The sequence below is a fragment of the Arthrobacter sp. 01T428 genome (genome assembly GCF_056398685.1).
The window spans coordinates 414733-440211 of sequence record NZ_JBFTPW010000001.1; the positions used below are offsets into that span (position 1 = coordinate 414733).

Here is a 25479-nt window from a genome sequence, read left to right on the forward strand (position 1 = left end):
TGGGGGCATGCGGATGGAGTTTGTGACGGCGGTGCTGGCCGTCGTGGATCTCATGCCGCCCGGCGTTGCCGTGTCCTATGGGGATGTTGCCGAGCTTCTGGGCTCGGGCGGTCCCCGGCAGATCGGATCGGTCATGAGCCACCACGGAAGCACCGTGGCTTGGTGGCGCGTACTGCGTGCCAGTGGCGAGGCGCCCCCAGGCCTTGAGTCGGAAGCGCTGCACCACTACTTGGACGAGGGAACGCCGCTGCACGGCGCCTACGCGGAGTATCTGCGGATCGGCGAAGGCCGCTGGCGCGTTGACCTGACCCTCGCCCGGTGGGCCCCGACGGACCGTGACTTCGACAGTATCGATGCGATCTCTGAGCAACTCGAGCGTCAGCTCCATAAATTGTCGGTACCCGATGATGAAATGACCGTGTGAGTCCAACACCGACACCTCAAGCAACAACGCAGGAAGCAACGACGGCGCCACGGCAGGCACAATCGCGACAAGCACCATCGCGGCAAGCGCCTGCCCGCTTGCGCCTGCTTCCGCCGCGCGAGGTCCACTACGCAGCGCCGGAGTTGTCCGCCGACCAGGCCGCCGTCGTCGGGCTCCCGCACGGATCCGGGCCGGTCCTGATACCAGGGGCGCCCGGCACCGGGAAGTCCACTGTGCTGGTGGAAACCGCCGTCCGGCGGGTTCAGCGTGACGGCGTGGATCCGGAACGGATCCTGATTCTCGCACCCGGCCGGCATGCGGCGTCGGCGTTGCGGGACACCTTTACGGGGCGCTTGGACCGCAGCTTGAGTACGACGCCGGCGCGCACTTGGGCGTCATACGCTTTCGACCTGATCCGGCGAGCCAAAGCCGAGGGCGTGCTGCCGCTGCAGCGGCCGCCCAAGTTGCTCTCGGGGCCGGAACAGGACCTCATCATCAAGGAACTGCTGGAGGGGCACGCCCGGCCGGGTTTTGAACTTCCTTGGCCGCAGGACTTGTCCGCCGCGCTGCCCACGCGTGGCTTCCGGCAGGAGATCCGGCAGCTCTTCGACCGGATCATCGAATCCGGCCGCACGGCGGACGATCTTACGTCGCTCGCCTACGAATGCGGCAGGCCGGACTGGATAGCCGCCGCAGACCTCTATTCGGAGTACCGCGACGTCCTGGACCTGCGCATGCCGGAAGCCTTCGACCCGGCCGGAATCATCACCGCCGCGCGCCAGATCTTCCAGGACTCGCCCGGATTCCTGGCGGCTGAGCGCGAGCGGCTGCAGTTGATACTCGTGGACGACGTCCAAGAGGCAAATCCCGCAGTGTTTGAACTGCTCGCGGACATCGCCGAAGGAAAGGACGTTTTGGTGGCGTCCTCCCCGGACACCGTGGTCCAGGGATTCCGCGGTGCCCGTCCGGACCTCGTCGCCGAACTCCCGCGGCTTCTCGGCGGCCTTGAAGGTGTCGTTCGGGAGCTTCCTCTATGGCACACCCACCGGCACCTGCCCGGTGTCGCAAAAGCGTGGACGGGCGTGGCTGCGCGTATTTCGCAGCGCGCGGGAGGGCAGCTGGCCCGGCGCCTGGACCCACTTCCCGCATCGGCGGAGGTGGCACGTTCCGGAGCCAATCAAGCCGCGGGCCGGGTCGAAGCACATGTCCTGCCCTCCACAGTCCATGAATTGCGCTACGTGGCACAACGCATCCTCGAAGCCCAGCTGCGCGGGAACTACGAGTTCGGCGACATCGCAGTGATCGTGCGCAACGGCGGGCAATTGGCGCAACTGCAGCGGTACCTGAGCGGTCAGGGAATCCCCGTCCGTGTCCCCGTTGCGGATTCCGCTGTCCGCGACGAAGTGGCTGTCCGTCCCCTGCTCGAGGTGTACGGGGTGGTTTTGGACGCCGCCAATCTGACGCCTGAGTCTGCCGTCTCGCTTCTCACGTCGAGGATCGGCGGAGCTACCGCTATCGAGTTGCGCCGCCTGCGCCAATCCTTGCGCCGGGAGGAGCTCTTGGGCGGTGGTGGACGGTCCAGCGATGCGTTGCTGGTCGAAGCGTTGCTGGAGCCGGGGGCGCTGGGGTCTTTGGGCATCGAGGGTAGTTCGGCCCGGCGTTTGGCCCGCATGATCGCGGCAGGACGTTCGGCAGCCGCCGAACCCGGAGCCAACGCGGAGACGGTTTTGTGGGCGTTGTGGCAAGCCACGGGGCTGGCTTCACGCTGGACGGAAATGGCGCTCGACGGCGGCGCTGCCGGCGCCCGCGCGGACCGGGACCTCGACGCCATGATGGCCTTGTTCCACACCGCCGAGCGCTATGTCGACCAGCTTCCCGGCTCCGGTCCCGAACAGTTCCTGGAATATCTCCTCAGCCAGGAACTCCCCATGGACACCCTTGCCGCCAGGGCCCAGTTGGAGGAAGCGGTGGAGCTCATGACGCCGGCCAGCGCGGCCGGGCGGGAGTGGGCCGTGGTCATCGTGGCGGGGCTGCAGGAGGGAGTCTGGCCCAATACGAGGCTCCGGGGTGAGCTCCTCGGCAGTACTTTGTTTGCCGATGCCGTGGAGCATGGAGTTGAACACGCCTTGCAGCGCGGGCCCCTCAGCAGGCTGAGGGATATCCGCTACGACGAACTGCGGAGCTTCTCCACAGCCGTTTCGCGTGCCAGGGAAGTCCTCATCTGCACCGCGGTTTCTTCGGAAGACGAGCAGCAGTCTGCCTTTCTCGACTATGTGGCGCCTATGGAACCGGGGCAGTACCAACGTGAGTACACGCCGGTTGGCCGGCCCATGACCCTGCGTGCCTTGGTGGCCGAGTTGAGGCAGCGGGTTCAGCCGGACGACGCCGCGCTTGCCCGACCGGGCGTGGCCGAGGACGCCGCCGAAGCCGCGCGCGTGCTGGCACACCTCGCCACCGCGTCGCCTGCAGTGCCGGGGGCGCATCCGGATTCCTGGTGGGGATTGGCACCGCTCAGCAGCGACGCGCCGGTAGTGCCGGCGGAAGGCACCGTGTACGTTTCTCCTTCGAAGGTCGAAACTGTGCACAAATCGCCTTTGGACTGGTTTGTCCAAGCGGCAGGTGGCGAAGCCGCTACCGACTTTGCCCGTAGCCTGGGCACCTTGGTCCATGCGATTGCCCAGGAACTGCCCGAAGCTTCCGGCGCCGAGTATGTCGCGGAGCTCGTGCGTCGCTGGCCCACCCTGGGCATGAAGGACAACTGGGAAGGCAGGCTGGACTTCCAACGGGCAGAGCAGATGGTCCGGAAACTCGCCCAATACGTCCTTGTCATGCGGAGCGAGGGCCGCAGCCTGGCGGCGGTCGAAGCGGACTTCGAGGTTCCGCTGCCGGAAGTGCGCCTGGGCCACGGTGCCGAGGATCCCGATGCTGGCCGGAACGCCGTGCTTCGGGGACAAGTGGATCGTTTGGAAATAGATACGGAGGGCAGGCTGGTGATTGTCGACCTCAAGACCGGCAAACGCCAGCCTGGCAAAGCCGAACTCGCCACGCACCCCCAGCTCGGTGCGTATCAGGCGGCCGTGTTGCACGGGGCGTTCCAGGACCTCCCTGTTCCGGGGCTTCCGGGCGGTGCAGTCCTGGCACAGTTGGGAACCAAGACGAAGACGCCCGTGGTCCAAGCGCAAGAGCCCCTGGATCCGGGAGATAACTGGGCGCAGGACCTCGTCAGTGAGGCCGCCGTGCTCATGGCCGGAGCAAGCTTCGAAGCACGCCACGATCCCTCAAAAGGCAGCCACGGAGGCCACGGCTGCCGACTGCCCGATATTTGCCCATTGTGCGCCAGGGGAAAGCAGGTCACCGAATGACCGTCCAGACACTCGCCGGAATCGAAGCCGGAGAGGCTTCCGAAGAAGCCGCCGTACTGCCGGAACCTCGATTCTCGCCCGGCGAATTGGCCGATATCCTCGGCGAGCGGAACCGTCCCACGGAAGAGCAATCCGCCATTATTGCGTCACCGTTGACCCCCCGGCTGGTCATCGCCGGCGCTGGATCCGGCAAGACCGCCACCATGGCGGACCGTGTCGTGTGGCTCGTCGCGAACGGATGGGTTCGCCCCGAAGAGGTCCTTGGCGTCACCTTCACCCGTAAAGCCGCAGGGGAGCTGGCCAGCCGCATCCGCGCGAAATTGGCCACCCTGCAGCGCATCGCATCCTCGGACAACGGGGAGTACGGCTTCCCGGAGGGGGTTGCAGGCTCCGACGAGCTTGAACCCAAAGTGTCTACCTACCACTCCTACGCCAGCGGTATCGTGTCCGACTACGGCCTGCGCTTGGGTATCGAGCGCGATGTGGTCCTGCTTGGCGGCGCCCAGGCGTGGCAGCTTGCGAGCGAAGTGGTCGAAGCGTACGACGGCGACTATGAGCACTTCACCGCTGCCAAGTCCACGTTGGTCAATGCCGTGATGCAGTTGGCCGGCGAGTGCGCCGAACACTTGCGCGAACCCGCCGAAGTTCAGGGCTGGTTAATGGACCGGGTGTCCGAATTCGCCCAATTGCCCTATATGTCCTCCGCGAAAAAGAACCCAACCCAAGCTGCCGGCGATCTAGGCGCCATGTTGCGGACCAGGGCCAGCGTCGCGGACATGGTGGGGCGTTACCAAGAGGCCAAGAGGAACCGCGGCGTCCTCGATTTCGGAGACCTCGTTGCGCTCGCTGCGAAGATTGCCCAGGACATACCCCTGGCGGCCGCCACCGAGCGGGCCCGCTACAAGGTTGTGTTGTTGGATGAATTCCAGGACACCTCACACGCGCAACTTGTCTTGTTCTCCCGCCTGTTCGGGGGAGGGCATGCCGTGACGGCGGTAGGGGATCCCAACCAATCCATCTATGGCTTCAGGGGTGCTTCGGCCGGCCAGCTGTTCCACTTTGTCCAGGAATTTCCCGTCCGGGTGGAAGACGGCTTGGGACCGGCATCCCTTGCCACGGCACCCACCTCGTATCTGACCACTGCCTGGCGGAACGGGCGCAACATCCTGGCCGCCGCCAACGTCATTGCCGCGCCTCTTAACAAGGCGGCCGCGAGTGAGGGAGCCCCCGGCTCGAGGGCCGAAGAGAGTACTGTGGCGGTACCTCCACTGCAGCCGAGCCCGGCAGCGGCGGACGGCAGCGTTGTTCTCGGACGATTTGCCACCGACGAAGACGAAGCCGCAGCGATTGCCCGGGACGTCCGCCGCTACCGCCGAACAGTCTTTGAAACCGCGGCAGACGGTACGCCGGTTTCCCCCACCATGGCAGTGCTTTGCCGCCGTCGGGCACAGATGGAGTGCTTGCGGCGTGAATTCGAGGTCCAGGGTATCCCGTACGAAATAGTCGGCCTCGGAGGGCTCCTCGACACCCCTGAAGTAGTCGATCTCGTGGCTGCGCTCCGGGTCCTCGCAGATCCCGGCCGTTCCGATGCCCTGATGCGTTTGCTGGCAGGCGCCCGGTGGCGGATCGGAACTGCTGATCTGATGGCCTTCCGCGACTGGTCCCAGTTCCTTGCCAGGCGGCGATCACACGGCGGCTCGGGAGACGGCGGCACTGCAGACGATGCCTCCAACGCGGACGAAAGCCCGATGGAGACAGTCGTGGAGAGCGACATTACTGATGCGGCCAGCCTTGTGGAGGCGCTGGACTTCCTGCCCCGCCCAGGGTGGACTTCCGGTCACGGACGCTCCCTCAGCCCGGCGGCCTTGGACCGTCTTGGCCGGCTGTCTGCGGAGCTTCGGAACCTGCGGGGGTTCATCGGAGACGATCTGAGCACGCTGATCGGCGAGGTGGAACGTGCCATGCTGCTGGACATTGAGGTCGCTGCCAAGCCCGGGACGAGCATCCACCAGGCCCGCCGGAACCTGGACGCATTCCATGATGCCGCGGCGGGTTTCCTGCAGACTTCGCAGCGGGTTGATCTCCTGGCCTTCCTGGGGTGGCTTGAAGCGGCCGCATCGGAAGAAGGCGGACTGGACATGGCCGACGCAGAGGTGAACCACGAGGCAGTGCAGTTGCTGACAGTCCACGCGTCCAAAGGCTTGGAATGGGACGTTGTTTTTGTCCCCGGCCTCAACGCCGGGGCCTTCCCGAGCAACAGGGACTCCCGGTGGAGCAGCGGTACCGCTGCCTTGCCATGGCCCCTGCGTGGCGACCGGGCGGACCTCCCTCAATGGGATCTGGACCAGCCGGACCAAAAGGGCTGGCTGGACGCCGAAAAGGACTTCAAATCGGAAGTCCAGCACCACGGTGAGGCCGAAGAGCGGCGACTCGCCTACGTTGCCTATACCCGTGCAAAGTTCGTCCTGTGGGCATCGAGCGCCGCGTGGAATGGTTCCCGGGCAGGCATTGCGGAGACGTCACCTTTCCTTGCCGAGCTGGCCGGCCTTGCCGGTGGGGCAGGAGGCGAGACCGGCCGGGCATCGGCCGCTGCCATTCATCCCCAGTCCCTGAGCGAAGACGCGCTGCCCACGGAGAGCCCTTTGACAGTCGGAACGGAGGTGGCGGTCTTCCCCTACGATCCGCTTGAGGGCCCGAGTGACCCCCGCACGGGGGAACGGCTCCGCTTGGTCCCGGGCCGGCGGGCTGCCATGGAGGCGGCGGCAATCCGGGTCAGGGACGCAGTCGAAGGATTACGGGCGGATTCGCCGCTTGTCATGGATGCATCGCTGACGTCCCTCCGCGGGACGGCCGCCGGCTGGGCTGCCGAAGCGGAACTGTTGCTGGAAAGGCAGTTGCGGCGGAAACCCGTCCAAGACGTCCATTTGCCCGGACACATCTCGGCGTCCATGTTCGTCGATCTCGGAGACGATCCTGCTGCGGTCCTGGCCCAGCTCCGGCGCCCGGTGCCCCGGCAACCCGGGATCTCGGCGCGCAAAGGCACCGCCTTCCATTCCTGGGTGGAGGAATACTACGGAACCACCGGCATGCTGGATCTCGACGAAGCACCCGGCTCCGATTCCCACATCGACGAAGCGTATGGACTCGATGACATGGTGGCGACGTTCAGCAATTCAGAATGGGCACACCGGTCCCCGGCCTTCGTCGAGGTTCCCGTGGAAACAAGGATCGGTGACGTCGTGGTGCGCGGGCGGATTGACGCAGTGTTCCGCGGGGCGGACGGCACATGGGAACTGGTGGACTGGAAGACGGGCAAGCGCCCGGCCGGCAGGCAACTCAAGACCCGCGCCGTGCAACTGGCCGTCTACCGCCTGGCATGGGCGCGCCTCAAGGGTGTGCCGTTGGAGCAGGTCAGTGCAGCGTTTTACTACGTTGCCGACGACTCTGTCGTGAGGCCCCACGACCTGGGCACCGCGGAGGAACTGGAGGAGATCATCGCTTCCGCGCTGGGCAAGCGAAACAAATAGGCAACCGAAACCACGGCAGCTAGACCACGATGGACTAACGGTCCTTGGCGTCCTGGAGTGGCGCGGGCTCCACTACCTGGAGGGCCGTCGTCGACGTGTCGTCGGATTCGGACGCCGTCTCCGTCGTCGAGGCGGTCCCGTTCGCTGATTCTCCCGCAGGCTCAGCGGCGGCTTCGTCTGAGGCGGCGGCCTCCAACGGTTCAACCGTGACCGACGGCGTTGCCGCGGCCGTCTCCGGGCGAACCTCGGGAACGTCGTCGTGAGCAGGCTCCGGGATGGCTGTGATACTTACCGTGGGCTTCGCCGGGCCGCCCGCCGGGGCCTTGGCTTCGGAAGCAATGACAACTGCCGGTGCCGCCAGCCCGTCCGCAGCGGCACGCTCCGCAGCGGCTTCGGAATCCTCGGCCGCCAACGCGTTTTGCTCCTCGATGTCGTCGGCGAGGGATTTAAGCATCGCCTCGGCTTCAGCCGTCATCTCACTGTGACCGGCCGCCAAGGCCTTGACGAGATACTGGGCCAAGGCGAATTCGGCAAGAAGTGCCGAGCGTCGCAGCAGGTGGCTGTCAGGTGTATCCCGTCTGGCTTCCGTGTAGTGCCGGAGGACGGACTCAACAAACTTCTGTTCGTTTGACGCCACGAGCCAGGCGAAGTCATCGGCAGGATCGCCGATGCGCAGATCGGTCCACCCCGTCACGGCCGTCACGCTATCGCCGTCGACCAGCAGGTTGTCTTCATGGAGGTCCCCGTGGACCACGCACGGGTTGAAGCGCCAGAGCGCCACGTCCTCCAGCGCATGCTCCCAGCGACGGAGCAGCGAGGACGGAATCTTGCCCGTTGTGGCGGCCTGGTCCAGCTCGTTCAACTTGCGCTGGCGGAATTCGTTGGCCGTGTAGCTGGGAAGATCGGCGTTATTGACGAGGGATTGGGGGAGGTCGTGCACGGCGGCCAACGCCGCACCGATCTCCTTGGCCAAGGCATCGCTGCAGGTGGACAACTCTTCGATGCTGCGCGTGGCCCCAGCCAAGTGGGCGTAAACAAAGGTGCTCAGCGCGCCCTGGCGCACCGTTCCGGCCACTGTGGGCATCAAAAAGGGCAGCTCGGCCCGGATCGCCGGCGCGAAAGCCCGCAGGATCATGAATTCGGTTTCCAGCCGGGCGCTGGCTTCCGGATGGCGCGGCGAACGGACACGCCACCGTTTGCCCTCGGAGTCCAGCAGGAGCGCCGAATCGAAATCGGCAGCATCATCCGGGGCAGAGGCGGCAGCCATCGGCGTCAGGCCGGGCACCGCCGCAGTAGCTACAGCGGCCAGTTCGAACGGTGTTCTTCTCACGTCTTCCACGGTAGATTGACAAGCGCCTCTGGCAGCGATGCAGTGCGGCGAGTCTTCAGATCCGCTGGAAAACCGGATCCAGGGGCATGCGTCGCTGAAAGATCCAAATGTCAATTGTCGGTGCGAGTCAGTACGGTAGGTACATGAGTTTCACCGAGTTCCAGGCGCCGGCAAACCACCTTATTGACACTGTTCTTCCGGTGCGCCCTGCCATGGTTGACCGCGGATCTGCCGAACGCCTGAAACCGGGCATGCTTGACGAAGTGATCTCCTCGGGTTCGGCCAAGGCCATGGTGGTGTCGCAGCGCCAAGCGCTCGTACTGGGCGACAAGCTGTGGCTGGGCGACGCCGCGCCGCTCTTCGAATCCCTCCAGGCCGCCGGCGGACCGCTCACTGCCATTTATCTCGGCCGGACCCTTGCTGCTTCCTCCGTCCCGGAGCAAACCCCAATTGTCCTCTTTGTGCCTGCTGAGCCGGTTTCGCCTGGAGCCGCGGGCCTTCCGGCCGACGGCTCCTGGGCGGGATTCCGGGAGGTAGCCGCCCGCCTTGGTGCGCTGGACACAGCCTTGTTTGTCGAGGCCAGCGCGATTTCCAACTGGCATGCCACCCATACCCACTGCCCGCAGTGTGGAACTCCCACGGAAATCGAAGCCGGCGGCTGGGTCCGGCGGTGCCCGCGGGACAAATCGGAGCACTATCCGAGGACCGATCCGGCCATCATCGTCACAGTGGTCGGTTCCGACGGCAGGCTTCTCCTCGGTGGAGGTGGGCCGCTTGACGCCAAGAACTACTCCACACTGGCCGGCTTCGTTGAGCCAGGGGAATCGCTCGAACAGGCCGTGGTTCGCGAAATCGGGGAAGAAGTGGGTGTACGGGTCACCGCTTGCCAGTACCTTGGCTCGCAGTCGTGGCCGTTCCCGGCTTCGCTTATGCTCGGGTTCACCGCAACAACTGACGACGTCGAGGCCCGGCCCGACGGCGTCGAGGTCACCCGGGCGCGCTGGTTCAGCCGCGCGGAACTCCAGGCAGCCGTGCTCAGCGGCGAGATCACGATCTCCACGAGGCTTTCGATTGCGCGTTCCTTGATCGAGCACTGGTACGGCGGCGTCATCGAGGACCTCCAGCAGTGACAGACGGCATTTTCAGCGACACCGTTTCACTCGAGGACCGGATTCTCGGCGGCCTTGATGCCGAGCAACGGGAAGTCGCCAGCAACCTCAACGGGCCCATGTGCGTCCTCGCCGGAGCGGGGACGGGAAAAACCCGGGCGATTACGCACCGCATTGCCTATGGTGTGCACTCCGGTGTCTACAGCCCGCAGCGCCTCCTGGCCGTCACGTTCACCTCCCGGGCCGCCGCCGAGATGCGCAGCCGCCTGCGGGATCTAGGCGTCGGAAACGTCCAAGCACGCACCTTTCACGCCGCAGCGCTCAGGCAACTGCAATTCTTCTGGCCGCAGGCGGTCGGCGGTGTCCTGCCGAACCTGCTGGACCACAAGGCGAACATGATCGCCGAAGCCGCGCGACGGCTTCGGCTGAGTACCGATCGTGCTTCCATCCGTGACCTCGCGGCGGAGATCGAGTGGGCGAAGGTTTCCATGCTGACGCCGGCCAACTACCTCGAGAACGCACATGGCCGCGGCACTCCCGGGGGTTTCGACCTCACAGCCGTCGCCCGGGTTTTCCAGTCCTACGAGGACGTGAAGACGGACCGCAACGTGATCGATTTCGAGGACGTCCTGTTGATCACGGTGGGCATCCTCCAGGAAGACCCGAAAGTGGCAGCTACGGTCCGCGAGCAGTACCGGCACTTCGTGGTGGACGAGTACCAGGACGTTTCCCCGCTGCAACAGCGGCTGCTGGAACTGTGGCTTGGCGGCCGCGACGAACTCTGCGTCGTGGGCGACGCCAGCCAGACCATCTACTCCTTCACGGGAGCCTCTCCCAAGCATCTCCTGGGATTCAAGGGCCAGTACCCCTCGGCGACGGTCGTCAAACTCGTTCGTGACTACCGTTCCACGCCCCAAGTGGTGAAGCTGGCCAACGATCTCCTGGGGTCCCGCCGCAGTGGTGGAACGGTTGCCGACGCCGCTTGGGCCAAACCTCTTCAGTTGCTTGCCCAGCGTCCGGCCGGACCGGAGCCACGGTTCATGGAGTGCCCCGATGACGAGGCCGAGGCGGCGGTGGTCGCGGGCCGGATCCGGGAATTGATCGACGCCGGCACCAAGGCAAGCGAGATTGCCGTGCTGTTCCGCACCAACGGACAATCGGAAGCGTACGAGCAAGCTCTTGCCTCGGCGGGCATCGGCTACCAGCTACGGGGCGGCGAGCGATTCTTCGCGCGCAAGGAGGTCCGGGACGCCATCCTGCAGTTGCGCGCCGCCACGCGTGCCGTAGCCGAGGATTCCGCGAAGGAGCCGCTCGGCCAACTGGTCCGCGACATCGTGGCTTCGCTCGGCTACACGGATGCCGCCCCGCACAGCGGCGGTGCCCTCCGCGAACGCTGGGAATCGCTCGCAGCGCTCGTGGCGCTTGCGGACGAACTCGCCGCCAGCCGCGGGCCGGAATTCACGTTGATGGAATTCGTCAACGAACTCCAGGAACGTTCGGTTGCGCAGCACGCACCAACGGTCCAGGGCGTGACGCTCGCATCGCTACACGCCGCGAAGGGCCTGGAATGGGATGCCGTGTTCCTGGTGGGCTTGAGCGAGGGCCTTATGCCCATTTCCTTCGCGGACACTCCCGAGAGCGTGGACGAGGAACGCCGCCTGCTCTACGTCGGGATCACGCGGGCACGCGAGCACCTGAACCTGTCCTGGTCCACGGCCCGCACGCCCGGTGGCCGTGCCAATCGCAAGCCCTCGCGCTTCCTCGACGGGCTTCGCCCGGATTCGGTGCTCGGAGCCAGCGCGCGCAGCCGCGCCACGCCACGGCGCAAGGCGGCGGCACCGGCGTCGTGCAGGGTCTGCGGCACGATGCTCGCCACCGGCGCCGAACGCAAAGTGGGTCGCTGCAGCCAGTGCCCGCCCACGTACGAAGACCAGACCTTTGAGGCTTTGCGTCAATGGCGGAAGGAAGAGGCCCTGAGCAACGAGGTTCCGGCCTATGTGGTCTTCACGGACGCGACGTTGACTGCCATCGCCGAGGCCCGGCCGGAGTCCCTTGAGGACCTGGCGAAACTCGCCGGTGTCGGGCCCTCCAAACTGGAAAAATACGGCGAAGCCGTGCTGGCAGTTCTCGTCCAGAACGGGTCCGCCTAGTGCCGCGGGCCGCGGGCCAGCCCGCTTTGCCGCTGACCACCGACGACGGGGCGCCCGTCGTCGTTCGTCGCTCAGCCCGCCGCCGCCGTACCGTGGCAGCATTCTGGGAGGACGGGAACGCCGTCGTCGCGATTCCCGCCCATTTCACGAAGGCACAAGAGAGCGAATGGGTCCGGCGGATGCTGGACAAGCTCAAGCGCCAGGGGGAGCGGGGCGCCCACGGTGCCGGCAGGAGGAGACCCGCAAGCGACACAGCGCTTGCCGCCCATGCCGCGGAACTATCGTCAAAGTATCTGGGCGGACGGTCCATCCCGACGTCGGTCCGCTGGGTGAGCAACCAGAAGTCACGGTGGGGGTCGGCAACTCCGGCGGACGGGACCATCCGGCTTTCGGACAAGCTCCAGCCCATGCCGCAGTGGGTCATCGACTATGTGCTGCTCCACGAACTCGCGCATCTGCTGGTGGCCGGGCACAACGCCGCGTTTTGGCGTTTGCTGGAGGCGTACCCCGAAACACAGCGGGCAAAGGCCTTCCTGGAAGGCGTCGCCTTTGCGACGTCGCGGGGGCTTGGCCCGGATGAAGAAGGCGCCGGTGCCCCAGCCGCGGGCTGGGACGCCGACGCCGATTAGGCGATTCAGGAGCGGCTAGGCTTTGGGCTCTCCGGGCTCCGCGTCGTCAGGGGAATCTCCGTCTTCAGGCTTCGGAGCCTCCGGACTGTCCGCTGTGTCCTCCTCATCCTTCGGAGCGTCGTAACCACCTTCGAGGAGCTTCTGCAGCGCGTCGTCCACTTCGGTCTCGCTGGCTTCAGCCAGGCGGCGCCGTTCGGTGAAGCCCGCCGGGTCGTCGAGGTCGTGTGCCGTGGGGAGCAAATCGGGGTGCTGCCAGATGGCATCGCGGCCGGCGATTCCACGTTCGTCCTTCAGCGCGGCCCACAACGCGGCGGCTTCGCGCAGGCGCCGCGGTCGCAGCTCGAGTCCCACCAGCGAGGAGAACGCGTGTTCGGCGGGTCCTCCCGTGGCGCGGCGCCTCCGCACAGTCTCGCGGAGTGCGACCGCGGATGGCAGCATATTCTCGGTGGCAGCAGCCGTGAGCTCGTCCACCCAGCCCTCAACCAGCGCCAGGGCAGTTTCGAGTTTCTCCAGGGCAGCCGATTGTTCGGGAGTGCGCTCGGGCGTGAACACACCTTGGGACAGGGCTTCTTGAATCCCCTCGGGGTTGCCGGGATCGAGGTCCCGGGCGAGGTCCTCGACGCGGGACAAGTCGATGTGGATGCCTCGGGCGTAGGCTTCGATGGCCCCGAGGAGATGTCCGCGCAGCCATGGAACCTGCACGAAGAGCCGGGCATGCGCGGCTTCGCGGACCGCAAGGAACAACCGCACGTCATTCACCGGGACGCTCAGGCCTTCGCCGAACTTCGCCACATTGGCCGGCAGCAATGCCATCTCGAGATCAGCGAGCGGAACGCCGATGTCGGTAGAGCTGACCACTTCGGCGGACAGGGCCCCGATGGCCTGGCCCAGTTGCATGCCGAAGATGGCTCCGCCCATGTTCTGCAACATGGACGAGGTGCCGCCCATCATGGCCTTCATTTCTTCCGGCATCTGCTGGGTGAGGGCGTCCGACAGGGCATTGGCGATGCTGTTGGCCACCGGCTCAGTGAGCCGTTTCCACGTGGCGAGGGTGGCTTCCACCCATTCAGCCCGGGACCAGGCGCGGCCGATGAGGCCCGTTGCCTGAAGATCGGTGACGGGATCCAACCAAAGTTCCGCGAGGCGGAGCGCTTCGTCGACTTCGCGGGCCTGCAGGGCATTCACCGACGGATCCGTGCCGGCGGCGGCAACACGGCGGGCGTTCTCGTGGGCAAGCTGCCAATTGACGGGGCCCTCGGAAGTGGAGCTCATCATGGCCTGCACTTGGGCGAACATTTGCTGCAGCATATTCGGGTCGTTCGGCAGCCCTGCGGCTTTTGCCAATTCGGCGGGGTCGATGTTGCCCATGCCTTGCCCGCCCATCAGGTTCTTCAGCATTTCCGCCAAGGGATCCACGGGTGAATCGTCTCCATTGGAGGGGGTATTGGGGTTGGAGGTCATGGTGCCGCCGATCGTCGGTGTGACTGGTGATCACTTTCAAGGTACCGCGATGCCCGGGGGCTGTCTGCCTCAAGAACGCGTCGTTCGCTCTAGGCAAAGCACGACTGGCAGGCACAGCAAGTAGGGTGGATCGTTGGTATGTTTACCGGCCTCCGCGCTGAGGGGGTCGAAACGGTAGCGTCGGACACACGGTTCCCGGCGCGGAGAGGTCCTTCATTGACTAGTTTGCCGAGCCCCGGAGCTGCCGGGGAACCCGGAAAGCCTCTCGGCCCCTCCAACTCCCAGGACGTCCCGACATCGGACGGCCATTCCCCGGAGCGGGACACCGCACCATCGCAGGAGCCGGTACAGGAAGCGCCCGACGCGCCCCCACCGGCACGGCGCCGCGACGGCCGGTACGTCGCGATGTTGGTCGCCGGGGCCCTGACCATTGTGTTGGGAATCGCCGCGGCTGTCCTTCCTGTTCCCTACGTCGTGGAATCTCCCGGACCGACGTTCAACACCTTGGGCATGGACCACAACAAGCCTGTCATTAGCATCACCGGACACGCGTCGTATCCCGCCAAGGGAAATCTGGACCTGACTACCGTCTATATCAACGGCGGCCCCAACGGACCAGTCAACATCTTCGAGGCCTTCCAAGCCTGGTTGGACGGTTCCAAGGCCGTGTACCCCGAAGAACTTCTCTATCCCAAGGGCACCACCAAGCAGCAATCCGAACAGGAAAGCGCGCTTGCCATGACCACGTCCCAGGAGAACGCAATAGCTTCGGCCCTTCAGGAAGAGAACATCCCGTACGGGCAGAAGCTTGCGGTCGCAGGATTGTCCGATGGCTCGGCCTCGGCGGGCAAACTCCAGGCCGGGGACGTCTTCACGTCGATCAACGGCAAGGCCGTCACGTCCCTGAACGTCGTCCAAACCGCATTGGCCGACGGCGCGGGCGCGCCTGCCGCCGTCGTCGTCGATCGTAACGGCAAACCGGTGACGGTGAGCATTACTCCGGGCAAGGGCTCAAACGGCAAGTACATCCTGGGCGTACTGCTTCAGTACAAGTTCACGTTCCCGTTCGACGTCAAGATCTCCCTGGACCAGGTGGGCGGACCGAGCGCCGGCATGATGTTCGCGCTGGGGATCATCGACAGCATCACCCCCGGGGACCTCACAGGGGGCAAGCATGTGGCGGGCACCGGCACCATTTCGCCGGACGGCACCGTGGGACCCATCGGCGGAATCGCCCAGAAAATGCGCGGAGCCCGCAGCGGCGGCGCCACGCTTTTCCTCGCGCCTGCCGCCAATTGCGACGAGGTCGTGGGCCACGTTCCGGACGGGCTGCAGGTAGTCAAAGTGGACACCCTCGCGGACGCGAAATCCGCTGTGGAGCGACTCGCCTCGGGCCAGGATGTGTCCCGCCTCCCGACATGCTCCAACAACTAGACTGATGATGGAACTTAGCTCCACCGCCACTCGTGGCACTAATGACGGCCTCCGCCATTACTACCCGGCACCGGGGCCGACGAACACACGCACTGATGACCGTTAACTGACGACCAGCGATGAGGTATCGAGTTTGTCCCGTCCAGCCAGCACCAGCCCGCCCGGAAGACCGCAGCGGAGACGGGGTGCACTCACTCCAACTTTGATCATCGTCGCCGTCGCCGTGGTGGGATTCATTTTCTTCGCCAATGTGTGGACAGACGTCCTCTGGTATCAGCAGTTGGGCTTCTTCGAAGTCTATTTCAAGGAGAACCTTGCCCGGATCCTGATCTTCCTGGCGGGATTCGTCCTGATGTTCGTGCCGGTCTTCTATGCCATCCGCGCTGCCTACCATGCACGGCCGGTCTACGCTCCGGATTCCGAGGTCAGGGACAACCTGAATCGGTACCAGGCCCAACTGGAGCCCGTGCGACGCGTGGTAATGATCGGCATCCCCGTGCTGTTCGGCCTCTTCGCTGGCAGCGCGGCCGCGAGCCAGTGGCAATCGGTGCTCTTGTTCTTCAACCAGGTACCCTTCGGCCAGGCCGATCCCCAGTTTGGCCTGGACATCAGCTTCTACCTCATGACTTTGCCGTTCCTTGGCTTTGTCACCGGTTTCCTCATGAGCGTTGTGGTGATTGCCGGAATCGCGGGAATCCTCACCCACTATCTCTATGGCAGCATCCGGCTCATGGAACGCGGCATCTTCACCAGCCGTGCCGCCCAGATCCACTTGGCCGTGACCGGGGCCGTTTTCCTGCTGCTGCTCGGGGCCAACTTCTGGCTTGACGTCTACAGCACCGTCCAGAACAACGGTGGCCACTGGGCAGGTGCCCTCTACACCGACGTCAACGCCGTGATCCCGACCAAGACCATCCTGGCCGTTGCCGCGGGTCTTGTCGCCGTCCTCTTCATTGTGGCCGCCGTGATCGGCCGTTGGCGCTTGCCCGTGATCGGCACGGCCATGCTGATCATCACATCCATCCTCGCCGGTGGTGTCTACCCCTGGGTCATCCAGCAGTTCCAGGTCCGCCCTTCTGAGCAGACGCTGGAAAACAAGTACATTGACCGCAACATAGCCATGACCCGGTCCGCCTACGGTTTGGACAAGATCAAGGTTTCTCCCTACAACGCCACCACGGATGCCAAGACCGGGGCGCTTGCCAAGGATGCCCAGACAGCCGCCAACATCCGGCTGTTGGACCCGAACCTGGTTTCCTCGGCGTTCTCCCAACTGGAGCAGTACCGTCCGTATTATCAGTTCCCCAAGGCTCTGAACGTCGACCGGTACACCGTGAACGGCAAGACCCAGGACACCGTGATCGCCGTCCGGGAGTTGAATCAGGACGGGCTGAACGCCAGCCAGCAGACCTGGGTCAACCGGCATATCGTCTACACCCACGGTTACGGCGTCGTGGCCGCCAAGGGCAACACCTTCACGGTTGATGGAAAGCCGGACTTCCTGCTGTCCGGAATTCCATCCATGGGTACCCTTGGCAGCGATGCGAGCTACCAACCCCGCATCTACTTCGGTGAAGATTCGCCGGACTACTCGGTGGTCGGCGCCCCCGATGGCGCTCCGCACCGCGAACAGGACCGACCGGCTGGCAAGGACACTTCTACTGAAACTCAGTACACCTTTACCGGCAACGGTGGCCCCAACGTGGGCAACTGGTTCAACCGCCTCCTCTACTCGATCAAGTTCCAGTCCTCGGACCTGTTGCTGTCTGACGGCGTCAACGAGAAGTCCCAGATCCTTTACGACCGCACTCCGCGTGAGCGCGTGCAAAAGGTTGCGCCCTACCTGACGGTTGACGGAAGCGCCTATCCGGCAGTTGTCGACGGCCGGGTGAAGTGGATCGTGGACGGTTACACCACCAGCCAGTACTTCCCCTACTCCCAGCAGCAGCAACTGGGAAACGCTACGGCCGATTCGCAGACGACCTCCGGGCGCACGGCGGCCCTGCCGAACAGCGCGGTCAACTACATCAGGAACTCGGTCAAGGCCACTGTTGACGCCTATGACGGCTCGGTCACGCTGTACGCCTGGGATGACCAGGACCCCATCCTCAAAGCGTGGGAGAAGATTTTCCCGACCACCGTCAAGCCGTACTCGGAGATGTCGGGACAGCTGATGAGCCACGTCCGCTACCCGGAGGACCTGTTCAAGGTCCAGCGTGAGCTGCTTGGGCGCTACCACGTGACCAACGCGGACAGCTTCTACCAGAACAACGACGCGTGGAGCGTTCCGAATGACCCCACGGTCACGGATCCCGTCCGGCAGCCCCCGTTCTACATGTCCCTGCAGATGCCCGACCAGACCAAGCCGGCCTTCCAGCTGACGTCTTCCTTCATTCCACAGGTGGTCAACGGCGCCGCCCGGAACATCCTGTATGGCTTCCTCGCAGCCGATTCCGACGCCGGTAGCCAGAAGGGGGTGAAGGCAGACACCTACGGCCAGTTGCGATTACTCCAATTGCCAACGGATACCCAGGTTCCAGGCCCGGGACAGGCCCAGAACAAGTTCAACTCCGATCCTGAAGTGTCGCGGGAACTCAACCTGCTCAGGCAGGGAGCATCCGATGTGCTCAACGGCAACCTTTTGACATTGCCGGTCGGCGGTGGCCTGCTCTATGTCCAACCGGTCTATCTGAAGTCCACTGGTGAGACCTCCTATCCGACGCTTCAACGCGTGCTCGTGGCCTTCGGCGACAAGGTCGGCTTTGCCCCCACGCTTGACGGTGCGCTGAAGATCCTCTTCGGGGGCGACTCAGGGGCCTCGGCGGGAGACTCGGCCAACAACGGCCAGACCACAACTCCGCCGGGGACTACTACGCCACCTGCGACGGCGGATGCACAGGCCCAGCTGAAGGCTGCGCTGGATCAGGCCAACAAGGCCATCCAGGATGGCCAGGCCGCGCTGGCCAAGGGCGACTTCGCCGGATACGGCGCCCAGCAGAGCCTCCTGTCGGCGGCGATACAGAAAGCGCTCGACGCCGAGTCCAGGCTTGGTGCCACCCCGGCTCCGTCGGCAACTGCCAGCCCTTCGGCGAGCCCGTCGGCCTCGCCGTCGCCTTCGCCTTCGCCGAGTAAGTAGGCAACTCTCCAGCTGGCTGATGTCGGCTTAGCTGGAGGTTTTTGCAAGACCGGGCCAGCCCTCACACCAGGGCTGGCCCGGTCTTCCTTTTGATATGGAGGCCCGTGCATGGTGGCCGCCCGGCGGGGGAGACGGAGGTCACGTCGTTTCGATTTGGCCTGACATTCACCTGCAGGTAAAGTAGTTCTTGCGACGCGGGGTGGAGCAGTTCGGTAGCTCGCTGGGCTCATAACCCAGAGGTCACAGGTTCAAATCCTGTCCCCGCAACTGGAGAAAAGATCCGGCACAGTGGAAACACTGTGCCGGATCTTTTTGTTTTCCACTGATGTGTGGATGGGGGAGTGCGGGATCGGTGGGGCATGTGCCGGGTACGGCTGTGCCAGCTCCGTCCTGACCTTCTTTGAGCCTTCTGGGCGCCAGAATGACGCGACTCGCAGTGTCGTAAGCGCTTTCCGAAATCAAAGAAGGTCAGGACGGCGCCAAGTCCACGGGAGGATAACCACCCTCAAGGGCTGTTGCTCCTGCCCGAAGGTCCTCCAGATCCCATCGTGCTGCAGCGCACATCTGAATGGTCAGGGGCGCCCTCGAATGTGCGGTAGAGTTGATTCTGCGACGCGGGGTGGAGCAGTTCGGTAGCTCGCTGGGCTCATAACCCAGAGGTCACAGGTTCAAATCCTGTCCCCGCAACCAAATAAACGAAAGAGTCCGCCCGTCTGGGCGGACTCTTTCGTTTAACCCCATTTCGCCGCCCTCCCGACCCTGATGTGGGCGCGCAGTGGAGACATCCGCTCCTAATTTCCCCAAGCAGGTCTTGGACGCGGTCTTAGACGGCCATGCGGGCTGATCCGGGTGAAACGTTTTTTCACACGCAGAAGCGCCGAGATCCACACTGAGATTGCCGGAAAACACACTGATTTTTGGCAAATCTGTACGGATCTTAACCACTTCGACCCCCGAGAGGCAGAATGTCGGAGTAGTTTCTTGGGCGGGGACAAAGCTTCATCACTGGAATACAGGCGGCGCTCCGCGTTGGCCGGCTCGAGGAGGGACCCCAATGAAAACGGTGTCGAAAATAGTTGGCGCAGCGCTGGACGGCGTGGCCGGCGGATTGGCCCTGGCGTTCATTCTGTGCGTGGCAGTGAGCGTGATCGCCATTTCGACGGGTTCCCGGGCGACCCTGCCGGGACTTTTCACCGCGACTCGGGGAGCCGAAAACGGGGCGCTGGCCTTGGAATTCCAGCCGAACTTCGCCGGAATGGTCGTGGTCATAGCGTTGTCGGTACTTGTCAGCGTGGTGATGGCCGTGCAACGCACCAACCCTCAAACTCCCGGTCCTCGTTGACAGTCCAGCTCCTGGAGGAAGACACTTGGGCCGAATGGCCCGTTCATCCTGACGGAATGGGCCGCCCTGAGGAGGCCCGAGATGATCAGTGCGACGATGGTAGTGGCGACGATTCCGGTCACCGATCTGGAGCGGGCGAAAGAATTCTATGGCGGCATCCTGGGGTTGACCTTCCTCTGGGAGACTCCGGTCGGCGTGCGGTACCGTTGCGGATCCGTCAGCGAGATCTCAGTCTTCAAGCGTCCGCCTACCGCTACAGAGCACACCCTTGCCCACTTCGAAGTGGACGACATTGAGGCCGTGGTCGGCGACTTGGCCGCCAAGGGCGTGGAGTTCCTCGACTACACAGAGGGTCCCCTTGCCACAACAGGGCACATCGCTCAGCTCGGCCCCGCCCGTGGCGCATGGTTCCGTGATCCCGACGGGAACACCCTCGGCATTCGCCAGCGCTAGATCGATCGCTTCGAAAGAAGGCCTGCAACCTGCCGCCGGCCCGAATCCCCATGCCCGGCGCGGAGAATCCCGGCAGAATCAATAGGAGTTCCTAGCATTCCGTCCTTCGCTCCATGGTAAATACTAGGAGTTCCTAGTATTCTCGATTCCAAGCGTCAGCCATTTGCATCGAGGGAGCTGTTGAATGAAGATCGTCGTGCTCGTCAAACAAGTGCCGGATACGGCCGAGGAACGGAAGCTCGACCTGGCAACGGGCCGGCTCGACCGTGAGGCTGCCGACTCCGTGGTCGATGAAATCAACGAGCGCGCCCTCGAAGCCGCGCTGCGCATCAAGGATGCCAACAAAGGCACCGAGGTTGTGGCAATGACCATGGGTCCTGACGACGCCACGCAGACCTTGCGCAAGGCCCTCTCCATGGGAGCCGATTCAGGGGTTCACATTGTGGATGATTCCCTGGCCGGCGCCGACACCGGTCGAACGGCCGCAACGCTGGCGACTGCACTGAGGTCTACCGGGTTCGACGTGGTGATGGCCGGCAACGAATCGACGGATGGCCGCGCCGGCGTCGTGCCCGCCATGATTGCCGAACATCTCCAACTGCCACTGTTGGGTTCATTGATCTCCGCGGAAATCGCCGACGACGGCGTGAGCGGCGTTCGCCAGAGTGAGGGTGGAACCCTCAATGTCCGTGCCGGACTGCCCGCCATCATCACTGTGACCGAGCGTTTCCCAGAGGCCCGGTTTCCCAACTTCAAGGGCATCCTGACGGCCAAGCGCAAACCCGTCACCACGTTGTCCGCCGCCGAGCTTGGCGTCCCGACGGGCGCCAGCCACACCGTAGTGGTCTCCACCGTTGAGCGGCCGCCGCGCGCGGCCGGACGAAAACTCATAGATGACGGGACCGCGGCCGACGAGCTGGCCGAGTTCCTCGTTGCGAACCGCCTGGTCTGACGGAGGAAAAGAAATGTCGAACGTCTTGGCACTCATTGAAATTTCCCACCGCGGCGGGATTGCCGCTTCCGCCCGCGGGCTGCTGGCTGCCGCAGCCACACTGGGCTCACCGGTCGCCGTCGTCGTGTCCTCGGCACCGCTGGCGGACGACGACGTCGCGCGCCTCGGTGAGCTGGGCGCGGTTCGGATCTACTCGGCTCTGACAGCTGCCGCCGGCACCGTTTTGGTGTCACCCGCCGTGGATGCCCTGAGTGGTGCCGTCCACGCCTACGGGCCGACTGCCGTCCTCACCGCGAATTCGGTGGACGGCCGCGAAGCTGCCGCCCGGCTTGCCGTGCGGGCAAGCGGGAGCGTGCTCGCCGACGTCGTGCAGGTGCGCAGCGACAACGGAACCGTTGTTGCCCAGCATTCGGTGTTTGGCGGGGCCTATACCGTCGAGTCCGTGGTGGAAGGCGGGCTGCCCATCCTCACCATCCGGCAGGGGGCGATCGAAGGCCAGGCTCCCGCAGCCACGGCAGACCTGCAGACGGTGTCCCTCGATGCTCGAGCAGAAGGCGCCGCCATCATAGACCAGTTCAATGACGATGCTGCCGTCTCGGCCCGGCCCGAGCTTCGGACCGCAGCGACGGTGGTTTCCGGCGGACGGGGTTTGGGCTCGTCCGAGAACTTTGTGCTGGTTGAACAGCTCGCCGACACCCTGGGCGCGGCGATCGGTGCGTCACGCGCCGCCGTCGACGCCGGCTACATTGCCCAGACGGCCCAGGTGGGCCAGACCGGTGTGAGCGTGTCCCCGCAGCTGTACATCGCATTGGGAATATCCGGAGCCATCCAGCACCGCGCAGGCATGCAGACTGCCAAGACCATTGTGGCGATCAACAAAGACGAGGACGCGCCCATTTTCGAGGTGGCCGACTTCGGAATCGTGGGCGATATCTTCACAGTGGTTCCGAAACTCATCGAGGCCGTGAAGGCCCGTTCCAACTGACGGCGTAACAGGCTTTGGCCGCTTCGGTCCAAAGCCTGTTAGCTTGATGCGTCCCTGATTGCAAAGTTCTTCCGAGAGGTGTCTGAGAAGATGTCCACCCCCGCCAAAAAGTCGACAGCAGCCAAGAGTAAATGGTCCCAACCGCTCTGGGTGGTTCCAGGCGTGCTGCTCGTACTTTTGCTCATCGTCTTGTTTGCCAAATGGTTGACGGGCCTGTCGGGTGTGCAGTCGTTCTTGCACGACTTTCCAGGCGCATCCAGCCTCCCGGCGAACGCTCCCGTAGGTTTCCCGGCGTGGCTCGGTTGGCAGCACTTCCTGAACGTCTTCTTCATGGTGCTCATCGTTCGTTCCGGTTGGCAGGTCCGCACGGCTAAGCGGCCGCCGGCCCAATGGACCCGCAACAACAAGGGATTCATCCGGACCAAGAATGCGCCAACCAAGATCAGCCTGGACCTGTGGTTCCACCTGACCCTCGACGCCCTGTGGGTGTTGAACGGCATTGTCTTCATCATCGTGATCTTTTCCACCGGGCAATGGATGCGGATCATTCCCACCAGCTGGGATGTCTTCCCGAACGCCATTTCCGCCGCCCTCCAGTACGCATCGTTGAACTGGCCCACTGAGGACGGTTGGGTGAACTACAACGCCCTGCAGTTGCTGACGTACTTCGTCACGGTCTTCATCGCCGCCCCGCTCGCCATCATCACCGGTTTGCGCACCTCCTCTGCCTGGCCCAAGAAGGCCGGCACGGTGAACAAGGTCTATCCCATCGAACTCGCCCGGGCGGTGCATTTCCCTGTGATGGTGTACTTCGTGCTCTTCACGATCGTGCACGTCACCCTGGTCCTCGCTACCGGGGCGCTGCGCAACCTGAACCACATGTATGGCGGCAGCGACGATATCAACTGGGTTGGTTTCGGCATTTTCGCCGTGTCCCTCCTGGTGATTGTGGGCGCGTGGTTCCTCGCGAGGCCGCTGTTCCTTCGCCCTGTCGCTTCCCTGATGGGCAAAGTCAGCAAGTAAACCCCAGCGGATAGCTAGAAAAAGGCCAGTAAAACCGGACAACCCGGAGAACTGGGAAGAACTGCAAAGGAGTGCCAATGTTTGAGCTCACGGAGGACCAGCAAGCGGTGGTGGAGATGGTGCGCGATTTCGCCACGACGGCCATTGCGCCGCACGCCGCAGAATGGGACGAGACCAAGCATTTCCCTGTGGATGTCCTGCGTGAAGCGGGCACCCTCGGCATGGGAGGCATCTACGTCCGGGAAGAATTCGGCGGCTCGGGCCTTTCCCGCACGGATGCGGCGCTGATCTTCGAGGAGCTGTCCAAGGCAGACCCCACCATCGCGGCCTACATCTCGATCCACAACATGGTGGTGTGGATGATCGACGCTTTCGGCAACGATGAGCAGCGGGCCCAGTGGGTGCCGCAGCTCGCGTCCATGGAAGCGCTGGGCAGCTATTGCCTTACGGAGCCGGGAGCCGGCTCGGATGCCGCCGCGCTGAGCACCAAAGCAGTGCTCGACGGCGATAGTTACGTTCTTAACGGCACCAAGCAGTTCATTTCGGGTGCCGGAGTTTCCAGCGTCTATGTGGTCATGGCGCGGACCGCGGACACGGGCAGTCAGGGCATCACCGCAATCGTTGTGCCCGCGGACGCGCCTGGGCTGTCCTTCGGCCCGAATGAAAAGAAGATGGGATGGAATGCCCAACCCACCCGGCAGGTCATCTTCGAGGACGTACGCGTCCCCGTGGCGAACCGGCTTGGCGAAGAAGGCAGCGGATTCGGCATCGCGATGAAGGGCCTCAACGGGGGCCGGGTCAACATGGGCGCTTGTTCGCTGGGAGGTGGCCAGGCGGCACTGGAGAAGTCCATCGCCTATCTCAAGTCACGCTCGGCTTTTGGCGGCCCGCTCATCAACCAGCAGTCCCTGCTGTTTGATATTGCCGACATGGATACGGAACTGGAAACTGCCAGGACCCTGATCCTCCGGGCCGCGGACGCTTTGGACCGTGGCGCCCCGGACACCGTGAGGTTGTGCGCCATGGCGAAGCGCGTCGCCACGGACGCCGGTTTCAACGTGGCGAACAAAGCCATCCAGCTGCACGGCGGCTACGGCTACTTGTCGGAATACGGCCTCGAGAAGATTGCCAGGGACCTGCGCGTCCACCAGATCCTGGAAGGCAGCAACGAAATCATGAGGCTCATCGTTGGACGGCTCGCCGTAGGGGCATAAAGCACTCAGAAAGCGAATGGCCGGGCCTCATTGGAGGCCCGGCCATTCGCTTGGCTGAACTAGAGCTTGTCGAAGTCGGCTTCGTCCACGGTATCGTCTGCCGGAGCGGTGGCGCCGGCGCCGATAGCGGCCTTCGAACCGCCCGACTTCAGGGCCGCCAGGCGGGCCTCGATCTCAGTCTGCTCTCCGAGGTCCTCAAGCTGGTTGAACTGGGCGTCCAGGCTGGAGGCTGCCAGTTCCTGCTGGCCGAGGACCTTCGCCTCTTCGCGGCGGATCTTCTCTTCGAAGCGGCCTACCTCGCTGGTGGGGTCCATGATGTCGATGCTCTTGAGGGCGTCGTGCACCTGGGTTTGGGCAGCAACCGTCTTGGAGCGGGCAACCAGCTCATTGCGCTTGCTGGTGAGTTCGTTGAGCTTGCCCTTCATCTGGTCGAGGCCGCTCTTGAGCTTGTCCACGACCTCCGACTGGGACGCGATGTTCGGCTCGGCGGCCTTGGCCTCGTTTTCGGCCGACATCTGGCGCTGGATGGCCACCTTGGCAAGGTTGTCGAACTTGACGGCGTCGGCCGCGTTGCCGGACGCACGGTACTCGTCCGCCTTGCGGGAGGCTGCGAGGGCCTTGTTGCCCCAGTCCTGGGCGTTTTTGACGTCCTCGTTGTAGTCGGCCTGCAGCATGCGGAGGTTCCCGATGGTCTGCGCGACGGCGGACTCGGCTTCGGCGATGTTGTTCGAGTAGTCGCGGACCATCTGGTCCAGCATCTTCTGCGGGTCCTCAGCCTGGTCGAGCAAGGCATTGATGTTCGCCTTGGCGAGCTGCGCGATCCGCCCGAAAATGGACTGCTTAACCATGGTGTTGCCTTTCGTCCTGCTCAGTGGTGCCCACTGAATCCAGTGATCAGTTTTTTGTACCGCTCTACGTGGGGAACAGGCCCCCACCTAGTCTTTGGGA

17 protein-coding genes and 2 tRNA genes are annotated in these 25479 nt (G+C 64.2%); 16 read left to right on the top strand and 3 right to left on the bottom strand.

Annotation, left to right across the window (positions count from 1 at the left end):
* Positions 1 to 7: 7 nt before the first annotated feature.
* From AC1DJB_RS02005 to AC1DJB_RS02015, 3 genes are all read left to right on the top strand, one after another.
* Positions 8 to 424 carry an MGMT family protein gene (locus tag AC1DJB_RS02005; protein ID WP_306964314.1) on the top strand — a complete coding sequence of 139 codons (417 nt, stop codon included), beginning with the start codon at positions 8 to 10 and terminating at the stop codon, positions 422 to 424.
* Positions 425 to 522: 98 nt separating this feature from the next.
* On the top strand, positions 523 to 3786 hold the full coding sequence (locus AC1DJB_RS02010; protein ID WP_441432662.1) for an ATP-dependent helicase: 3264 nt from the start codon (positions 523 to 525) through the stop codon (positions 3784 to 3786).
* Positions 3783 to 7313: an ATP-dependent helicase gene (locus AC1DJB_RS02015; protein ID WP_441432508.1), complete on the top strand. Its 3531-nt coding sequence runs from the start codon at positions 3783 to 3785 to the stop codon at positions 7311 to 7313. Before AC1DJB_RS02010 ends, AC1DJB_RS02015 begins: the two co-directional genes overlap by 4 nt.
* Before the next feature lie 34 nt (positions 7314 to 7347).
* Here AC1DJB_RS02015 and AC1DJB_RS02020 read toward each other — a convergent pair whose 3' ends face one another.
* Entirely contained in the window at positions 7348 to 8643 is a 1296-nt protein-coding gene (locus tag AC1DJB_RS02020) for a macrolide 2'-phosphotransferase (RefSeq protein WP_441432507.1), read from the bottom strand.
* Between the two features lie 143 nt (positions 8644 to 8786).
* Here AC1DJB_RS02020 and nudC point away from each other — a divergent pair, with 143 nt between their 5' ends.
* Genes nudC through AC1DJB_RS02035 form a run of 3 tightly spaced genes read left to right on the top strand, consistent with a single transcriptional unit; the run spans position 8787 to position 12531 of the window.
* A complete protein-coding gene (nudC, locus tag AC1DJB_RS02025; protein WP_441432506.1) occupies positions 8787 to 9773 on the top strand; it encodes an NAD(+) diphosphatase in 987 nt (328 codons plus the stop codon).
* Complete coding sequence (locus AC1DJB_RS02030) at positions 9770 to 11902, top strand: ATP-dependent DNA helicase UvrD2 (protein ID WP_441432505.1); 2133 nt, start codon at positions 9770 to 9772, stop codon at positions 11900 to 11902. The genes nudC and AC1DJB_RS02030 overlap by 4 nt, the downstream gene beginning before the upstream one ends.
* Positions 11902 to 12531: a M48 metallopeptidase family protein gene (locus tag AC1DJB_RS02035; RefSeq protein WP_441437165.1), complete on the top strand. Its 630-nt coding sequence runs from the start codon at positions 11902 to 11904 to the stop codon at positions 12529 to 12531. Before AC1DJB_RS02030 ends, AC1DJB_RS02035 begins: the two co-directional genes overlap by 1 nt.
* Positions 12532 to 12546: 15 nt before the next feature.
* Here AC1DJB_RS02035 and AC1DJB_RS02040 read toward each other — a convergent pair whose 3' ends face one another.
* Entirely contained in the window at positions 12547 to 13992 is a 1446-nt protein-coding gene (locus tag AC1DJB_RS02040) for a zinc-dependent metalloprotease (RefSeq protein ID WP_441432503.1), read from the bottom strand.
* 225 nt (positions 13993 to 14217) lie between these two features.
* Here AC1DJB_RS02040 and AC1DJB_RS02045 point away from each other — a divergent pair, with 225 nt between their 5' ends.
* The 10 genes from AC1DJB_RS02045 to AC1DJB_RS02090 all read left to right on the top strand — a co-directional run bounded on the left by AC1DJB_RS02045 (position 14218) and on the right by AC1DJB_RS02090 (position 24531).
* Positions 14218 to 15426, top strand: a complete 1209-nt coding sequence (locus AC1DJB_RS02045; RefSeq protein ID WP_370872753.1) for a YlbL family protein — start codon at positions 14218 to 14220, stop codon at positions 15424 to 15426.
* A gap of 133 nt (positions 15427 to 15559) precedes the next feature.
* The gene (locus AC1DJB_RS02050; protein ID WP_441432502.1) at positions 15560 to 18562 is read left to right on the top strand and encodes a UPF0182 family membrane protein; all 3003 of its coding nucleotides are present in this window, start codon (positions 15560 to 15562) and stop codon (positions 18560 to 18562) included.
* A gap of 193 nt (positions 18563 to 18755) precedes the next feature.
* Positions 18756 to 18829: transfer RNA gene (locus AC1DJB_RS02055), tRNA-Met, on the top strand.
* A gap of 346 nt (positions 18830 to 19175) precedes the next feature.
* Positions 19176 to 19252 (top strand) — tRNA-Met (locus AC1DJB_RS02060).
* A 364-nt stretch (positions 19253 to 19616) separates the two neighbouring features.
* Positions 19617 to 19904 carry a hypothetical protein gene (locus AC1DJB_RS02065; RefSeq protein WP_441432501.1) on the top strand — a complete coding sequence of 96 codons (288 nt, stop codon included), beginning with the start codon at positions 19617 to 19619 and terminating at the stop codon, positions 19902 to 19904.
* 81 nt (positions 19905 to 19985) lie between these two features.
* Positions 19986 to 20357, top strand: coding sequence for a VOC family protein (locus AC1DJB_RS02070; protein ID WP_476909852.1), 372 nt, complete (start codon positions 19986 to 19988; stop codon positions 20355 to 20357).
* A 184-nt stretch (positions 20358 to 20541) separates the two neighbouring features.
* Positions 20542 to 21309, top strand: coding sequence for an electron transfer flavoprotein subunit beta/FixA family protein (locus AC1DJB_RS02075; RefSeq protein ID WP_441432500.1), 768 nt, complete (start codon positions 20542 to 20544; stop codon positions 21307 to 21309).
* Positions 21310 to 21322: 13 nt separating this feature from the next.
* Positions 21323 to 22294: an electron transfer flavoprotein subunit alpha/FixB family protein gene (locus AC1DJB_RS02080; RefSeq protein WP_441432499.1), complete on the top strand. Its 972-nt coding sequence runs from the start codon at positions 21323 to 21325 to the stop codon at positions 22292 to 22294.
* 90 nt (positions 22295 to 22384) lie between these two features.
* Positions 22385 to 23317, top strand: a complete 933-nt coding sequence (locus AC1DJB_RS02085; RefSeq protein WP_476909952.1) for a cytochrome b/b6 domain-containing protein — start codon at positions 22385 to 22387, stop codon at positions 23315 to 23317.
* A gap of 77 nt (positions 23318 to 23394) precedes the next feature.
* Complete coding sequence (locus AC1DJB_RS02090) at positions 23395 to 24531, top strand: acyl-CoA dehydrogenase family protein (protein WP_284983762.1); 1137 nt, start codon at positions 23395 to 23397, stop codon at positions 24529 to 24531.
* A gap of 59 nt (positions 24532 to 24590) precedes the next feature.
* Here AC1DJB_RS02090 and AC1DJB_RS02095 read toward each other — a convergent pair whose 3' ends face one another.
* Entirely contained in the window at positions 24591 to 25379 is a 789-nt protein-coding gene (locus tag AC1DJB_RS02095; protein WP_306961095.1) for a PspA/IM30 family protein, read from the bottom strand.
* Positions 25380 to 25479: the final 100 nt, after the last annotated feature.

Excerpts from the sequence above, each read along its gene's own strand:
- AC1DJB_RS02005 (WP_306964314.1), top strand. The coding sequence starts at position 8 with ATGCGGATGGAGTTTGTGACGGCGGTGCTGGCCGTCGTGGATCTCATG.
- AC1DJB_RS02015 (WP_441432508.1), top strand. The coding sequence starts at position 3,783 with ATGACCGTCCAGACACTCGCCGGAATCGAAGCCGGAGAGGCTTCCGAA.
- nudC (WP_441432506.1), top strand. The coding sequence starts at position 8,787 with ATGAGTTTCACCGAGTTCCAGGCGCCGGCAAACCACCTTATTGACACT.
- AC1DJB_RS02040 (WP_441432503.1), bottom strand. The coding sequence starts at position 13,992 with ATGACCTCCAACCCCAATACCCCCTCCAATGGAGACGATTCACCCGTG.
- AC1DJB_RS02065 (WP_441432501.1), top strand. The coding sequence starts at position 19,617 with ATGAAAACGGTGTCGAAAATAGTTGGCGCAGCGCTGGACGGCGTGGCC.
- AC1DJB_RS02070 (WP_476909852.1), top strand. The coding sequence starts at position 19,986 with ATGATCAGTGCGACGATGGTAGTGGCGACGATTCCGGTCACCGATCTG.
- AC1DJB_RS02075 (WP_441432500.1), top strand. The coding sequence starts at position 20,542 with ATGAAGATCGTCGTGCTCGTCAAACAAGTGCCGGATACGGCCGAGGAA.
- AC1DJB_RS02080 (WP_441432499.1), top strand. The coding sequence starts at position 21,323 with ATGTCGAACGTCTTGGCACTCATTGAAATTTCCCACCGCGGCGGGATT.
- AC1DJB_RS02085 (WP_476909952.1), top strand. The coding sequence starts at position 22,385 with ATGTCCACCCCCGCCAAAAAGTCGACAGCAGCCAAGAGTAAATGGTCC.
- AC1DJB_RS02090 (WP_284983762.1), top strand. The coding sequence starts at position 23,395 with ATGTTTGAGCTCACGGAGGACCAGCAAGCGGTGGTGGAGATGGTGCGC.
- AC1DJB_RS02095 (WP_306961095.1), bottom strand. The coding sequence starts at position 25,379 with ATGGTTAAGCAGTCCATTTTCGGGCGGATCGCGCAGCTCGCCAAGGCG.